Source organism: Agrobacterium sp. CG160-95, assembly GCF_053521725.1.
This window is the reverse complement of record NZ_JBNWDU010000005.1, coordinates 120,707-136,160: the sequence shown is the minus strand read 5'-3', so window position 1 is coordinate 136,160 and position 15,454 is coordinate 120,707. Positions and strand designations below refer to the sequence as shown.

General features: G+C 59.0%; 16 protein-coding genes. 4 read left to right on the top strand and 12 right to left on the bottom strand.

What is annotated here, in order from left to right; all coding sequences use genetic code 11:
• Positions 1–3: 3 nt before the first annotated feature.
• Genes ACQZ63_RS17965 through ACQZ63_RS17955 form a run of 3 tightly spaced genes read left to right on the top strand, consistent with a single transcriptional unit; the run spans position 4 to position 968 of the window.
• Positions 4–276, top strand: coding sequence for a hypothetical protein (locus ACQZ63_RS17965; RefSeq protein WP_003515743.1), 273 nt, complete (start codon positions 4–6; stop codon positions 274–276).
• Between the two features lie 54 nt (positions 277–330).
• Positions 331–588 carry a type II toxin-antitoxin system prevent-host-death family antitoxin gene (locus ACQZ63_RS17960; protein ID WP_113555755.1) on the top strand — a complete coding sequence of 86 codons (258 nt, stop codon included), beginning with the start codon at positions 331–333 and terminating at the stop codon, positions 586–588.
• Positions 585–968 (top strand): type II toxin-antitoxin system VapC family toxin, encoded by a 384-nt coding sequence (locus ACQZ63_RS17955; RefSeq protein WP_035198363.1) that lies wholly within the window; start codon positions 585–587, stop codon positions 966–968. The genes ACQZ63_RS17960 and ACQZ63_RS17955 overlap by 4 nt, the downstream gene beginning before the upstream one ends.
• 3 nt (positions 969–971) lie before the next feature.
• Here ACQZ63_RS17955 and ACQZ63_RS17950 read toward each other — a convergent pair whose 3' ends face one another.
• The 10 genes from ACQZ63_RS17950 to pcsA all read right to left on the bottom strand — a co-directional run bounded on the left by ACQZ63_RS17950 (position 972) and on the right by pcsA (position 12,328).
• A complete protein-coding gene (locus ACQZ63_RS17950) occupies positions 972–1,640 on the bottom strand; it encodes a DUF502 domain-containing protein (protein ID WP_003515749.1) in 669 nt (222 codons plus the stop codon).
• Between the two features lie 13 nt (positions 1,641–1,653).
• Complete coding sequence (locus tag ACQZ63_RS17945) at positions 1,654–2,157, bottom strand: GNAT family N-acetyltransferase (protein ID WP_113555753.1); 504 nt, start codon at positions 2,155–2,157, stop codon at positions 1,654–1,656.
• On the bottom strand, positions 2,154–3,980 hold the full coding sequence (gene glmS / locus ACQZ63_RS17940; protein WP_025593708.1) for a glutamine--fructose-6-phosphate transaminase (isomerizing): 1,827 nt from the start codon (positions 3,978–3,980) through the stop codon (positions 2,154–2,156). Before glmS ends, ACQZ63_RS17945 begins: the two co-directional genes overlap by 4 nt.
• Positions 3,981–4,183: 203 nt before the next feature.
• Positions 4,184–5,545 carry a bifunctional UDP-N-acetylglucosamine diphosphorylase/glucosamine-1-phosphate N-acetyltransferase GlmU gene (gene glmU / locus ACQZ63_RS17935; RefSeq protein ID WP_003515755.1) on the bottom strand — a complete coding sequence of 454 codons (1,362 nt, stop codon included), beginning with the start codon at positions 5,543–5,545 and terminating at the stop codon, positions 4,184–4,186.
• A gap of 206 nt (positions 5,546–5,751) precedes the next feature.
• Positions 5,752–6,489: a FadR/GntR family transcriptional regulator gene (locus ACQZ63_RS17930; RefSeq protein WP_003515757.1), complete on the bottom strand. Its 738-nt coding sequence runs from the start codon at positions 6,487–6,489 to the stop codon at positions 5,752–5,754.
• A gap of 232 nt (positions 6,490–6,721) precedes the next feature.
• A complete protein-coding gene (locus ACQZ63_RS17925) occupies positions 6,722–7,795 on the bottom strand; it encodes a BMP family ABC transporter substrate-binding protein (protein WP_113555752.1) in 1,074 nt (357 codons plus the stop codon).
• A 37-nt stretch (positions 7,796–7,832) separates the two neighbouring features.
• Positions 7,833–8,753, bottom strand: coding sequence for an ABC transporter permease (locus tag ACQZ63_RS17920; RefSeq protein ID WP_019566110.1), 921 nt, complete (start codon positions 8,751–8,753; stop codon positions 7,833–7,835).
• Positions 8,753–9,844 carry an ABC transporter permease gene (locus ACQZ63_RS17915; RefSeq protein ID WP_013636336.1) on the bottom strand — a complete coding sequence of 364 codons (1,092 nt, stop codon included), beginning with the start codon at positions 9,842–9,844 and terminating at the stop codon, positions 8,753–8,755. The genes ACQZ63_RS17920 and ACQZ63_RS17915 overlap by 1 nt, the downstream gene beginning before the upstream one ends.
• Positions 9,834–11,390: an ABC transporter ATP-binding protein gene (locus ACQZ63_RS17910; protein WP_003515765.1), complete on the bottom strand. Its 1,557-nt coding sequence runs from the start codon at positions 11,388–11,390 to the stop codon at positions 9,834–9,836. Before ACQZ63_RS17910 ends, ACQZ63_RS17915 begins: the two co-directional genes overlap by 11 nt.
• Positions 11,391–11,602: 212 nt before the next feature.
• Entirely contained in the window at positions 11,603–12,328 is a 726-nt protein-coding gene (pcsA, locus tag ACQZ63_RS17905; RefSeq protein WP_025593712.1) for a phosphatidylcholine synthase, read from the bottom strand.
• A gap of 209 nt (positions 12,329–12,537) precedes the next feature.
• Between pcsA and ACQZ63_RS17900 the strand changes: the two genes are divergently transcribed.
• Positions 12,538–13,746, top strand: coding sequence for a UbiH/UbiF family hydroxylase (locus ACQZ63_RS17900; protein WP_065659296.1), 1,209 nt, complete (start codon positions 12,538–12,540; stop codon positions 13,744–13,746).
• Here the strand turns inward: ACQZ63_RS17900 and ACQZ63_RS17895 are convergent.
• On the bottom strand, positions 13,730–14,668 hold the full coding sequence (locus ACQZ63_RS17895; RefSeq protein ID WP_113555751.1) for an AEC family transporter: 939 nt from the start codon (positions 14,666–14,668) through the stop codon (positions 13,730–13,732). The genes ACQZ63_RS17900 and ACQZ63_RS17895 overlap by 17 nt on opposite strands.
• A gap of 35 nt (positions 14,669–14,703) precedes the next feature.
• Positions 14,704–15,450: a cytochrome c biogenesis CcdA family protein gene (locus tag ACQZ63_RS17890; RefSeq protein ID WP_025593718.1), complete on the bottom strand. Its 747-nt coding sequence runs from the start codon at positions 15,448–15,450 to the stop codon at positions 14,704–14,706.
• Positions 15,451–15,454: the final 4 nt, after the last annotated feature.

The window sequence follows — 15,454 nt, the reverse complement described above, 5'->3', positions numbered from 1 at the left end:
GCCATGAACATGATCGACCCACGCCGCCCACCGCCCGCCTTCAGAAAGGGCTACGCGCTCTGCTCGCCGCAAAACATCCTGCAACCCGACACCTTCGCCAAAAGCCAGAAGAAAGCGATCGGCAAGGCCTTCAAAAAGCCAGGCCGCAAGAAGGCATGGACAGAGGCACTGGAACAGGGCTGGAGCGTGCGGCTGGTCTACATGCGGCTTTTCGTCCCCGTGTTCCATGCGACCACGACGGGAACAGAGGTGGATGATCTCGATGACGAGGATTGATTTGGTCCATTCAATAGACTAATCTAAAGCGAGATTTAACGCTTAAGGTTAGCCATGCAGATATCCGTAACTGATGCAAAAGGCCAACTGACAGAATTGGTACGACGCGCCGAGGCCGGGGACGAAATCATTCTCACCCGGCATGGTCATGCAGCAGTGCGGCTGGTTCCAGTGGTTGTTGTGGCGGATAAAAAATCCCGCAGGGCCGTGCTTGATAAAGTGCGCGTGGCCGTCGCGACCAAGAGCGACGATGGCCCGGATGCCGCGCATAGTCAGGATTTCCTTTACGACGAGCACGGCCTTCCAAAATGATGGTCATCGATACATCTGCTCTGCTTGCAATCCTGCTTGATGAACCCACAGCAGATGCATGTGCCATGGCTCTCGATACGGATGAACCATTGCTGATATCCGCCGGTACGCTTGCCGAAGCTGTGATCGTAGCGCAAAGACGTGGCCGCAGCCGGGAACTCGAGATGCTGATCGAAGGGCTGAGCGTCGAAATCAAACCCGTTACTGCTAAATCAATCCGTGGCATTTCGGAAGCCTATCGCATCTGGGGAAAGGGTATCCACCCCGCCGGGCTGAATTTCGGAGACTGCTTTGCCTATGAGCTGGCAAAAGCTGAAGGCTGCCCTTTGCTTTATGTCGGCAACGACTTTTCGCAAACAGATATCAGCGGCCTCCTGTAACGCTTAAACCGGCGCAATCATTTTCGGCGGCGTGAAATCCGGAGCCACCAGGCCACCTGAAATCAGCAGTTTCGCCGCGTCTTCCGGTGTCATGTCCAGCATCACGATCTTGTCCTTCGGCACGAACAGCAGGAAACCCGCCGTCGGCACCGGAGTCGGTGGCAGGAAGACGGCAACCATCTCCTGGCCCATCTCGTTGAAGCGATGGGCAAGCTCTCCCTTGACCTCCGAGGATACGAATACCATCGCCCAGGTGCCGGGTGACGGAAACTCGATCAGGCCGACCTTCTTGAAAGAGTTCGAATGCTCTTTCAGGACGGATTCGAACAGCTGCTTGATGCTCTTGTAGATCGGCCGCACCAGCGGCATGCGGTTGAGAACGGATTCGCCGACGCCGACGATCCATTTGCCAATGAGGTTGTTGCCGAGAAAGCCGATGAGTGTGATGCCGATGACGGCGATCAGCAGGCCGAAGCCGGGGATCGCCACATCGAAATATTGCTCGGGATCGTAACGGGCGGGAATATAGGGCTTAACCCAGCTATCCGCCCATTGCAGGAAGCTCCATACCAGCCACATGGTGATGGTGACAGGCGCAAGGATGAGGACACCCGTGAGGAAGCTGTTGCGCAGACGGGCTGCGAATGAAATTTTGACTGGAATATCGGTCATTTACCGTTCGGAATTAAGCGTTGTCGCTATCGAAACCCGGATGAAAACCGACAATGCCGGATGGAGTTCCGCCATGCAAGCGAAGAACTGTGAAATATTCGTCAGGAATCCCCTTGCCGCTCAGGCCCTCAACATGGCGAAAACCGAAGCGGCCGTAATAGTCCGGATCGCCAGCGACAACTGCGCCAGAAGCACTCAGACGGTCCAGCGCGGCAAGCCCTTCCCGAACCAGCCCTGAGCCGACACCCTGCCGTTGCCGGTCCGGCGCCACCGATAAGGGCGCAAGACAGAACCAGCCGGTCTCGCCGCCCGACAGTGTTACCGGTGAAAAACCGATATGGCCGATGATGCCTTCGCTGTCCTCGGCAACCAGAGAAACAGTCAGCGCACCGGCCTTGCGAAGCCGTTCGATGATCACATGTTCCGTCTTGTCGCTGTAGTCGACGTCACGGAAGGCACCTTCCGTAACGCGAGCAATCGCCTCTTCATCACCTTGCCGCTCCGGCCGGATGATCATTCCACCGTCACCGATTTCGCCAGATTGCGTGGCTGGTCCACATCCGTGCCCATGAAGACGGCGGTGTGATAGGCCAGCAGCTGGATCGGCAGCGAGAAGACCATCGGCGCGATCAGCTCGTCGACATTGGGCAGCGTGATCGTCGCCATGGTGTCGAGCTTGGAGGCAGCGGCACCCTTCTCGTCGGTGATGAAGATGATGCGGCCACCGCGCGCGGCCACTTCCTGCATGTTAGAAACGGTCTTTTCAAAAAAGCGGTCATGCGGCGCGATGACGATGACAGGCATGTTCTCGTCGATCAGTGCGATTGGCCCATGCTTCAGCTCGCCGGCTGCATAACCTTCGGCATGGATATAGGAAATTTCCTTGAGCTTCAGTGCGCCTTCCAGCGCCAGCGGGAAGCTGGTGCCGCGGCCGAGATAAAGTACATCCTTGAAGCGCGACAGATCGCGCGACAGCGCCTCGATCTGCGGCTGGATGAGGTTCAGCACCTTGCTCATGATGCGCGGCATCTCGATAAGCTGCTGCACCAGTTCCTTTTCCTCGCCCGGCTTAAGCGTACCGCGCGCCTTGCCCGCGGCAACCGCGAGCGAAGCGAGCACGGCAAGCTGGCAGGTGAAGGCCTTGGTGGAGGCCACGCCGATTTCCGGGCCGGCGAGGATCGGAAAGATCGCATCCGATTCGCGCGCCATGGTCGATTCACGTGTATTGACCACTGCGCCGATCTTCAGTCCCTCTTGCTGGCAATATCGCAAGGCCGCCAGCGTATCGGCGGTTTCGCCCGATTGCGAAATGAACAGGGCGGCCTGCGTGGGAACGAGCGGTATCTCGCGGTAACGGAATTCCGATGCGACATCGATTTCCACCGGCAGGCGCGCGTAACGTTCGAACCAGTATTTGCCGATGAGTCCGGAAAGATAGGCCGTGCCGCAGGCAGAAATGGCAAGGCCGGAAAGCCTGGCGAAATCGATTGCCGTGTCGGCATCCTTCACGGTTTTGGAGGCGAAATCCACATAGTGGCTGAGCGCATGGGAAATGACTTCCGGCTGCTCATAGATTTCCTTTTCCATGAAATGGCGGTGGTTGCCCTTGTCGACCACGAAAGCCGTCGCCTGCGAAATCTGGCGCTCGCGTTTCACCGGCTTGCCGGAGAAATCGATGATTTCCGCACCGTCACGGGTCACGATGGCGCAGTCGCCATCCACCAGATAGGTGATCTCATTGGTGAAAGGCGAAAGCGCGATTGCGTCGGACCCCAGGAACATCTCGCCCCTGCCGTAACCGACGGCAAGCGGCGGGCCGGAGCGCGCCGAAAGCAGCGTATGGGGATCGTCCTGAAACATCACCACCAGCGCATAGGCACCGGTCACGTGGTTCAGCATCTTCAGCATCGCCTCGCGATGGCCAAGCCCTTCGCGGGTGTATTTTGCCAGTAGCTGCGCCACTACTTCGGTGTCGGTCTGGGTGGTGAAGGTTGCACCCTCGGCGCTCAGTTCCTCGCGCAATTCGGAGAAGTTTTCGATGATGCCGTTATGAACGACGGCAACGCCTTCGACGAAATGCGGGTGGGCGTTGGTTTCGTTCGGCACGCCGTGCGTCGCCCAGCGCGTATGCGCAATGCCGACGACACCTGGCAGCGGCTTTTCAGAGACCAGCTTTTCCAGATTGAACAGCTTGCCTTCCGCCCGGCGACGGTCCATCGCGCCATTGTCGATGGTGGCGACACCCGCCGAATCGTAACCGCGATATTCGAGGCGCTTCAGCGCATCGACAAGCCGTTCAGCAACGGGCTGCGTTCCGACAATTCCGACAATTCCGCACATATATTTCTCCAGACGGCGATCTCTTCACCGAAACTTCCAGAGTATTTCCGCCTTCCCTGAAATGCGAAAATACACCACCTTTTTGTTCTGACGCATTTCCGGACGTAAAACCGCTGCGCACCTTTACTGGAAATGCTTTAACCGTTTCTCTGAAATCGGCAATTATCCCGCCGGTCACTTTCAGTATCGCTCGGTAACGTCATCTAAGAGGATTTTTTCTTCGCTTCCTTCAGCGCTTTCGCCCGCTCGCGCAAGGCGACCGCCCTGCCCGGTTTCACCTCCTGGCGCGCGCGCCCGAAAGCCAGCGCATCGGCAGGCACGTCATCGGTAATCACGCTGCCGGAGGCGATATAGGCCCGCTCTCCAATGGAGACGGGAGCAACCAGCGACGAATTCGAGCCGATGAAGCTGTTGGCTCCGATCCGCGTTTCGGACTTGTTGTAACCGTCATAATTGCAGGTGATGGCACCCGCGCCGATATTGCTGCCTGCACCCACGAAAGCATCGCCGATATAGGTCAAATGGTTGACCTTTGCGCCCTCGCCGATCTCGGCCTTCTTGACCTCACAGAAATTGCCGACCTTGGCGTTGGCGTGCAGGTTTGCACCCGGACGCAACCGCGCAAAGGGACCGACAACCGCACCCTCGGCCAGATAGGCCCCTTCCAGATGCGAAAATGCATGAATGATCGCACCCGGCTCGATCGTCACGCCGGGACCGAAAACGACGTTGGGCTCGATCAGGACATCCTGACCGATCTTCGTATCGAAGGAAAGGAATACTGTCTCAGGCGCGATCATCGAAACACCGTCGACCATCAATTCGTGACGGCGGCGCTCCTGCCAGAGCCTCTCGATGAAGGCGAGTTCAGCGCGGTTGTTGCAGCCGGTCAATTCCTTTTCCGGCGCATCGATGGCAATGGCGCGGCGGCCGAGAGAACGGGCGATCTCGACGATGTCAGTCAGATAATATTCGCCCTTAACATTGCTGTTGCCAATCCGATCCAGCAGATCCAGCGCATTGCGGCCGTTGATGGCCATCAATCCGCTGTTGCACCAGGTGACCTTGCGCTCCTCGTCGGTGGCGTCCTTTTCCTCGCGGATCGCGACCAGCTCGCCATTCTCGACCAGAAGCCGCCCATAACCCGTGGGACGGTCGGTATGGAACCCGATAACGGCGACATCGGCACCGTCGGCAATCGCCTCGCGCGCCCTGTCGAGCGTGGCTGAGGTGATGAGCGGCACATCGCCATAAGCGACGATGACATCGTCAAAACCGCGTTCGATCGCCTCGCGTGCGGCAAGAACCGCATGACCGGTGCCCTTGCGTTCCTTTTGCAGGAAAGCCTCGACCTGCAGGCCCTTGAGACTTGCCGCAGCAGCGACATTGTCGGCATCGCGCCCGACCACCAGCGCCACCGCGCCGACGCCCGCTCCAGCAACAGCCTCCACCACATGCCCGATCATCGGGCGTCCAGCGACCGGATGAAGCACCTTGGACTTCGAAGACTTCATGCGCGTGCTGTCGCCCGCTGCGAGAATAACGGCTAGAGAGCTGCGCTCCATAAGACCTCCAACACCCCGTCACCGGCCACAGGCGGCCCGGACAGGGGCAATGTTTGACTTTACGCCGGCCAGCACTGCGGACGGGCGTATGGGTGATTTCTTTCCGGCACTGCTATAACGGCGCCCCACTTAAGAAACCATGCAAATCTCCACCAAATTTCCACGCCGATTTTCATCAAACGTGATCAGCGGCAGGCTGGCATGATCTATGGGCGGGAGTTACGGGCCGTGAATTCGAGTATCTGCTGACGGCCGTTTTCAATCAGCCTTTCCATCTCGCGCCGGGCTGCCCCCTCATCGCGCAGGCGAAACGCTTCGACGAGTCGCAGGTGAGAGGCAGACACGTCGGAAATCTCGTTGGGATCGGCTTCCGGGTTGCTCATCCGGAAAATGCCCGCCAGCGCCGCCTTTATCAGCGAACCGACGGTGCGCATGAACGGGTTGCCGGACATTTCGGTGATGAGAACGTGGAAATTCATATCCGCAAGCGCGCGCTTTTCCTTGGAATAAGCCGTGTTGCCCATCTCGTTGGCGTAAGCGACAAGCCTTGCGATATCGGCGTCTTTTGCCCTGGCCGCAGCAAGACCCGCGCCATAGGGTTCGAACGCCTGGCGGATATCGTAGAGATGCAGCAGGAATTCCTCGCTGACACCAGCCTCGAAGTGCCAGAGCAGCACCTCGCTGTCGAACATGTTCCAGCTTTCGCGCTCCGTCACACGGGTACCGATGCGCGCCTTGGGGGAGATCATGCCCTTGGCGGTGAGCGTCTTCATCGCCTCGCGAAGCACCGTTCGAGAGACTTTCAGCCGCTCCATCAGCTCGGCATCGCCCGGCAGGATGTCACCCGTCTTGAAAACTCCAGACACGATATCGAGACCGAGCTTGTGAACGACCTGAGCATGATTTGTCCGCAACTTTCGAAAACCGATCGCCGCATCGAGCATTCCGCGCTGCAAATTCCATGTCCTTCCGTTCGGTTGAAGATGTAAAAATCGCGCCTGACTTGTGTAATCCAGGAAAGCAGCCCGATTTTCAACGCAGAATACAGTGAAAAACATCAACGCGCGTGAAAAGCAAAGCCAAACTTCGTTCGAACAATAAAACACATCAAAATAACAAAGACCGCGCATGAATTGCATGCGCGGTCCCGTTAGCAGCTAGTACCTGCGTGTCACATTATTGCGGCAGCTTGTCGTCCACGCCGGCAACGTAGAAGTTGAGGCCGAGCAGAACGCCGTCTTCAGCCTTTTCACCCGCCTTCAGCCATTCCGAACCGTCCTGCTTCTTCACCGGACCGGTAAAGGGGTGCAACTCGCCCGACTTGATCTTGGCTTCGGTTTCCTCAGCCATCTTCTTCACGTCATCAGGCATGTTGGTGTAAGGCGCCATGGTCAGGATGCCGTCCTTCAGGCCGTCCCAGATGGATTCGGACTTCCACGTGCCGTCAAGCAGGGCCTGCGTGCGCTTGATGTAATAAGCGCCCCAGGTGTCCTTGATCGCGGTCAGCTGTGTCTCCGGACCGGCCTTGATCATATCGGAAGCCTGACCGAAGGCCTTGATGCCGCGCTCGGCTGCAACCTGCATCGGAGCCGTCGTGTCGGTGTGCTGCGTCAGGATATCGACGCCCTGGTCGATAAGCGCCTTGGCGGCATCGGCTTCCTTGCCGGGGTCAAACCAGGTGTTGGCCCAGACGACCTTGACCTTGAACTCAGGATTGACGGACTGCGCGCCCAGAACGAAAGCGTCGATGCCCATCACCACTTCCGGGATCGGGAAGGAAGCGATGTAGCCGGCAACACCCTTCTTCGACATCTTTGCGGCGATCTGGCCCTGAATGTAGCGGCCTTCATAGAAACGCGAATTGTAGGTCGCGACGTTTTCGGCGGTCTTGAAACCGGTGGCGTGCTCGAACTTCACCTGGGGGAACTTCTGGGCAACCTTAACGGTCGCATCCATGAAGCCGAAGGAGGTGGTGAAGACCAGCTCACAGCCGGAACGTGCCATGCGCTCGATGGCGCGTTCGGCATCCGGGCCTTCCGGAACGCTTTCGAGGAACGGCGTTTCGATCTTGTCGCCGAAATGCTTCTGCAGCTCTTCGCGACCGATTTCATGCGCCTGCGTCCAGCCGCCATCGGTGCGGCTGCCGACATAGATGAAGCAGACCTTCTTTGCGTCGGCGGCCTCAGCCGAAGAAACGACGCCTCCAAGAGCCGCTATGGAAGCAGCAAGTGCGATGACCAGTTTTTTCATTTTTACCCCTGTTTGGTTTGGAGACTGGAAGTTTTTCTCACCGGTCCGGCACGAAGGATTTGCCCAGTGATGCCGGCGTGTTGATCAAGGTCGTGCGGCGATTATGCGAGATGATGACCAGCACGACAATAGTTGCGATATAGGGCAGCGCCGAAAGCAGTTGCGACGGCACGCCAATGCCGAATGCCTGGGCGTGCAACTGTCCTATGGTGACAGCGCCGAACAGATAACCGCCTGCCAGCACACGCCATGGACGCCAGGACGCGAAGACGACGAGCGCCAGTGCGATCCAGCCGCGCCCGGCCGACATGTTTTCCACCCATTGCGGCGTATAGACCAGCGAAAGCTGCGCGCCGGCAAGCCCCGCGCACGCACCGCCGAACATGACAGCCAGATAGCGTGTGCGGATGACGTTGATGCCAAGCGCATGGGCAGAACCGTGATTGTCGCCGATGGCGCGGATCTTGAGACCCGTGCGGCTCTTGAACAGAAACCAGCTTATGCCGGCAACGAGCGCGATGGACATGTAGAAGATCAGGTCTTGCCGGAACAGCAAGGGGCCGATGAAGGGTATCTCCGACAGCACCGGAAAAACGATGGGCTGCAGCTTGACGCCCGGCAGGCCAACGAAGCTTTCGCCCAGCATGCCGGAAACGCCAAGACCGAGAATGGTCAGCGCAAGTCCCGTCGCCACCTGGTTGGTAACGAGCGTCAGCGTCAGGAAACCGAAGAGCAGCGAGAAAACCGCGCCCGACGCGATACCGGCCAGAATGCCGAGATAGGGCGAACCGGTCATATGCGCGGCAGCGAAAGCGCAGACCGCACCCATGATCATCATGCCCTCGACGCCGAGATTGAGAACGCCGGAGCGTTCCGCCACCAGCTCGCCCGAGGCGGCAAGGACGAGCGGTGTGGCGGCAGTGATGACCGTGAGAAGGATGGCCTGAAGCATATCCATCATGCCGCTCCTTGGCTGTTATGCGCCTTGCCGGTGAAGACGACCCTGATGCGGTAGAAGATCAACGTATCGCAGGAGAGTACGAAGAACAGCATCAGCCCCTGAAACACGCGCGTCACCTTGTCCGACACACCGATGGAAAGCTGCGCCGCCTCACCACCAAGATAGGTCAGTGCAAGCACCAGCCCGGAGAGGATGATACCGAGCGGATTGAGGCGGCCGAGAAAGGCGACGATGATCGCGGTGAAGCCGTAACCCGGAGAAATGCTGGGCTGAAGATGGCCGATGGAGCCGGAGGCTTCCGAAATGCCCGCAAGCCCGGCAAGCGCGCCGGAAAGCAGCATCGAAAACCAGACCATGCGGCTCGATGAGAAACCGGCAAAACGCCCTGCCCGCGCCGATTGGCCAAGAACCGTGACCTCGAAGCCTTTCAGCATGTAACGCATCATGAACCACAGCGCGATGGCCGCCACGATGGCAAACACGAAACCCCAATGCGCCCGGCCCGATGCCAGCATTTCCGGCAGCACTGCGCTCTCGTTGAAGGGCTTCGTCTGCGGGAAGTTATAGCCGCCCGGATCGCGCCAGATGCCGCGCGTCAGCCAGTCGAGAAAAAGCTGCGCGACATAGACCAGCATCAGGCTGACGAGGATTTCGTTGGTGTTGAACTTCGTCTTCAACAGCGCCGGAATACCGGCATAGAGTGCGCCGCCGATGGCGCCCATAACCAGCATCAACGGCAGGATGAGTGGCGAATGCCAGTCCGGATAAAGCACCGGCAGGATGGAACCGGTGATCGCGCCGATGGTGAATTGTCCTTCCGCGCCGATGTTCCAGTTGTTGGAGCGATAACAGATAGACAGGCCAACCGCGATCAGGATCAGCGGTGCGGCCTTGATCGCCAGCTCATGCAGCGACCAGACCTCCAGCAGTGGCTCGATGAAAAAGGCGTAAAGCGCATCGAGTGGATTTTTGCCGAGTATGGCGAACATGATGGCGCCGACAAGCAGCGTCAGCACCAGTGCCAGAAGCGGCGAGAGAAGGGTAAATAGCTTCGAGATCCCTGCCCGTTTTTCAAGCTCAATGCGCATGCTGGGCGGCTCCTGACTGTGTGTGGACGCCGCCCATCAGCAGGCCGATCTTTTCAAGCGTCATGTCTTCCACCGGATAGGCCTGCGAAAGCTGCCCATCGGAAATGACCGCGATATTGGTGGCGACCTCGAAGATTTCATCGAGGTCCTGGCTGATGACGATGACGGCCGAGCCGGCTTTGGCGAGATCGACCAGCGCCTGCCGGATACGGCTCGCCGCCCCCGCATCCACACCCCATGTCGGCTGGTTGACAACAAGTACGGCCGGTTGACGATCGAGTTCGCGCCCGACGATGAATTTTTGCAGATTGCCGCCCGACAGCGATCCCGCCAGCGGATCGGCCCCGCTTTTGCGCACATCCATGGTTTCCGATATGCGCCGCGCCGCCGCCTTGATAGCTGAGCCCCTGACGATGCGCAGGAAACCGCCCGTCAGAAACGCCTTGCGGTCGGAGCGCGCCCGCGCCAGCAGAAGATTGTCGGAAAGGCTCATGCCGGGAACGGCGGCATGGCCGTGGCGCTCCTCGGGTACGAAACCGGCGCCCATCAGCCGCCGGCCATTGATGCCGATGCGACCGACCGGCTTGCCGCGGAGATGGATCGCATCATTATTATAGACGGGATATTCGCCCGAAAGCGCATCGAACAACTCGCCCTGCCCGTTTCCGGCAACCCCGGCAATCGCCAGCACTTCGCCGGCGCGCACAGTCATGGAAACCGCTTTCAACGCCACGGCAAAGGGCGTGCGTGGCGCAACGGAAAGCCCCATGACTTCGATCTGCGGTTGACCGAGGGCGTCGCCCGTCGGTCGCGAAACGCTTGCGACATCGCTGCCCACCATCATGCGCGCCAGAGATGCCGGTGTTTCCTTGCGCGGATCGCAGGCGCCCGTAACCTTGCCATGGCGCAGAACGGTGGCGCGGTCGCAGATACGCTGCACCTCTTCCAGCCGGTGGCTGATATAAAGCACCGAACGGCCTTCGGCCTTCAGCTTCGCCAGCGTCTCGAACAGCTTGTCCGCCTCCTGCGGCGTCAAAACCGAGGTCGGCTCGTCGAGAATGATAAGGCGCGGGTTCTGCAACAGGGCGCGCACGATCTCGATACGCTGGCGCTCGCCAACCGAAAGATCGGCCACATGCGCATTGGGATCGAGCGGCAGGCCATAGGCACGCGAAAGCTGTTCCGCTTCCTTGGCGATTTCCTTCAATGAAATTTTCGGGTCCAGCGACAGGGCGATGTTTTCAGCAACCGTCAACGCCTCAAACAGGGAGAAATGCTGGAAGACCATGCCGATGCCGAGCCTGCGGGCCTCGCTTGGCGAACCTATGGAAACCGGCTGACCCTGCCAGACGATATCACCCTCGCTCGGCGAGAGCACGCCGAACAGCATCTTGACGAGCGTGGACTTGCCCGCGCCGTTTTCACCCAGAAGCGCGTGGATTTCGCCCGGCGCTATATCGAGGTCGATGCCGTTGCATGCGGCGAAATTGCCGAACAGCTTGGTCAGCTTGCGAACGGACAGGAGAGGCACGGCCTCCGGCGCCATAGTTCCAGTCACGAATTCCCTCTCTACACCGGCTACCCATGCTTTCTTCGAAGCATTTCAGCAACCGTGGTCATTGTTCCCAATCAGGCTACAACACGTATGCAATGCTGCGCGATCATGATTTATTGATAACTGTTTTGCTGCTGCGCACAACTGAAAAAGACGTTGCTTAAATGCAATTTGCACAAGCAATAAACGGCTTTACGCTTTTCTTATTTCGCGCCGAGCGCGGGGAAAAACTGCAATATTCCGCCGATGCAATAGAGATAAAGCCCGCTCGCTACAAAGCCGATCACCGCCCAGGTCGGCGTTTCGAAATGCATCAGCAACGCATAACCGCCAAGCGCACACCAGACGAACACGATTGCCAGATTTAGCGGCCGCAATCGCTTCACGCGCACCGGATGCAGGAAATTGATCGGCAGGAATGTCAGGAACACCGAAACGGTAACAACAGTCATGGCTGTTGTGGCGCTGGCATCCATGACGAACAGCGTGAACACCACCATGTTCCACACCACCGGAAAGCCGGAGAAGAAATATTCGTCCGTCTTCATGCCCATGTCGGCATAATAGATGGCGCTCGACACCACGATCATGCCAGCCGCCACGAAGGACAGCGGTTCGCCGATCATGCCGCTCTGGTAAAGCGCAAAGGCGGGCAGGAGCACATAGGTGACATAGTCGATGATATTGTCGAGCGTATCGCCGGACCAGTTGGGCAGAACTTCCTTCACCCGAACCTTGCGGGCGATGGGTCCGTCAATGCCATCCACCAGCAGCGCAAGCCCCAGCCACCAGAACATGTCGACAAAGCGGTGTTCGGAAGCGGCGACGACGCCAAGAAAAGCCAGAAACGACCCGGATGCCGTCAAAATATGAACGGAAAAGGCGCGGATTTCCGCGTAGGGAACACGCTTGTAGTTGAAAATTTTCATGGTCAGCGTCTGCGCCCCGCTTTTCATCCGCCCTGTTCATTCCGGTATGCGGCCATTCACCACGCTTTGCAACCGGCTGATCTGGCTTATCCTAGGACTAATATAGCGGTACAACCAACGAATGTTTACGCCGGGATGTTCCGGGGTCAAAGTGGATTTACCCGCGCAAAGCCTTTATGATGCCTTGGAAATAACAACGGATCAGGACCATGAGACACTTCGATATCGCCATCACTGGTGCGGGACTTGCGGGCCAGATTGCGGCCATAGCGCTTGCGCGGGCGGGCCGCCACGTGGCGCTTGTTGCGCCCCCCAGCGAAAAGAAGGACCGGCGCACGACGGCGCTGATGGACCAGTCGATCCGCTTCATGGACCGCCTTGGCCTCTGGTCGCGCATAGCCCCTGCCGCAGCCCGTCTTTCCACCATGCAGATCATTGACGGCACCGACCGCCTGCTGCGCGCGCCCACCGTGCAGTTCCGCTCCTCTGAAATCGGGCTGGATGCATTCGGCTGGAATATTCCCAATGAGGCGCTGCTTGGCGTGCTTAGCGAAGCGGTCGAACAGGAACACAATATTACCCGCTTCGAAACCACCGCCGAGACGATTGATATCGGCAACGACCGTGTATCGGTAACACTTGGCGATGGTGAAGCGCTCTCCGCAGATTTTCTGATCGGCGCGGATGGCAGGAAGTCGATGGTGCGGGATGCAGCCGCAATTGGCGTCAAATCCTGGTCCTATCCGCAGACGGCCATCGTTTTGAACTTCAGCCATAGCCGGCCGCACGGCAATGTCTCGACAGAATTCCATACGCCCACGGGACCTTTCACGCAGGTTCCCCTGCCCGGCGACCGCTCCAGCCTCGTCTGGGTTGTCACTCCAGCGCAAGCGGAAGAGTTGACGGCACTGCCGCTTGAAGCGCTCAGCCTCAAGGTGGAAGAGCGCATGCAATCCATGCTCGGCGGCGTTACGGTGGAAGACAGCGTGCAGGCATGGCCACTGTCTTCCATGACCGCGCATCGCTTCGGCAAGGGCCGCGTCGCCCTGATCGGCGAGGCTGCACATGGTTTCCCGCCCATCGGCGCACAGGGTCTGAACCTCAGCCTGCGCGACATCATCGCCCTCACCGAACTGCTCGGCGCCGTCTCCGACCGCCCGATTGCGGCGGATGCCGGCAGCAGCTTCGACCGCAAGCGGCGGGCGGATGTCTACACCCGCACCCTCAGCGTCGATCTCCTCAACCGGTCGCTGCTTTCCGATCTACTGCCGGTGCAGATGGCGCGTGCGGCTGGTCTGCATGTGCTATCCGGCATCGGCACGCTCAGAAGCATGGTCATGCGCGAAGGCATCGAGCCGGGGCGCGGGCTGAAGGCACTGCCCTCGCTGCTGTTCGGCAGCTTCAAAAAGGCTGGATGAAATAAACCACGCCCGTCAGCGTGAAGACCGAAAGCACCGTCGAGATCAGGATCGTCGCCGACGCCCTCTCCTGCCAGACGTGATATTGCTGACCGATGACGAAGACATTTGTCGCGGTCGGCAAGCCCGCAAGCAGCACGGCGGAATAGATCCATACCGGTTCGAACCGCCCGAGCGACGAGAGCACAAGATAAGCGGCGAGCGGATGCAGGATAAGCTTTGCCGGTACGATATAGCTGATTTCGACCGGCACCCGCTTCATTGGCCGCAGCGCCAGCGTGACACCCATGGCGAACAGAGCGCATGGTGCTGCCGATTGCGCCAGATAGTCCACCAGCCGCTGCACCGCCTCCGGCGGCTGCCATGACAGCGAAGCGGCCAGAAAACCGGCGATTACCGACAGGATGAACGGGTGAGTAATGACCTTGCGCGCCACATCCAGCGCAAGCCTTGCTGCAGAGCGCTTATCACCGCCCGCAACCGCCATCATCGCCGGTGCGACGATGAAATGGGCGGCGTTTTCGAGACAGACGATCAGCGCGACGGGCACTGCCGCTTTTTCACCGAGCGCCAGAAGCGCAAGCCCCGGACCCATATAGCCAATATTGCCGTAGCTTGCCGCGAAACTCTGGATCGTCGTTTCGGCGAGATTGTTCTTTCTCACGAACCGGCCGATCAGGAACACAGCCAAGAAAATGCCGTAGGTGCAGGCAAGACTGGCGGCAACGAAATCCATGCGCGTCAGTTCTTCCACCGGCGTTTTCGACACCAGCTTGAAAAACAGCGCCGGAAGCGCCGCATAGATGATGAAGGTGTTCAGCCAGCCCATCGCCTCGACCGGCTGTTTCGTTATGCACGCCGCGCCGTAGCCGATGAAGATCAGGCCGAAAAACGGCAAAAGCAATCCGACGATATCGGCCACAGTCTTTCCCCCGCGTATGAAATACGCGGGGAGGCTTAGCCGATTTTCATCAGGATCGGAAAGGTCTCCTGGAACCAGATCGCCACATTGGTGATGAAACCGGTCATGAAAGCGAGGCCGGTGAGCACCAGCAACACACCCATCAGCTTTTCCACAAGACCGAGATGGCGGCGGAAACGGACGAGGAAACGCATGAAGGAACCGGAAAAGGCTGCAGCAATCCAGAACGGCACCGCAAGGCCAAGCGAATAGACCGCAAGCAGCATCGCGCCATCGCCAACCGTGTCACGCGAGGCGGCAACGCCGAGGATCGCGCCGAGGACAGGACCGATGCAGGGCGTCCAGCCGAAGGCAAAGGCAAGGCCCATGACATAGGCGCCGGAAAGCGTGGCCGGTTTGCCCGCCCCCTGAAACCGCGCCTCGCGCGAGAACAGGCCAATGCGGAAAACGCCGAGAAAATTCAGACCCATTAGAATGATGATGAAACCGCCAATCTTGGCGAGAATATCGAGGTTCTGGCGCAACAGCGTGCCGATCGTCGAAGCACCGGCACCCAGCGCCACGAAGACCGTGGCAAAACCGAGCGTGAAGAAGAAAGCCGAAAACAGCACGGCCCTGCGGATTTCGGGCCGCGGCGCGGTATTCTCCGTCCTGAACTGCTCCACCGAAACACCGGCCATATAGCAGAGGTAAGGCGGCACCAACGGCAGGACGCAGGGCGACAGAAATGACAGGGCACCGGCCAGAAGCGCGCTGAACAGGGAAATATCGGCAATCGACAAGAAA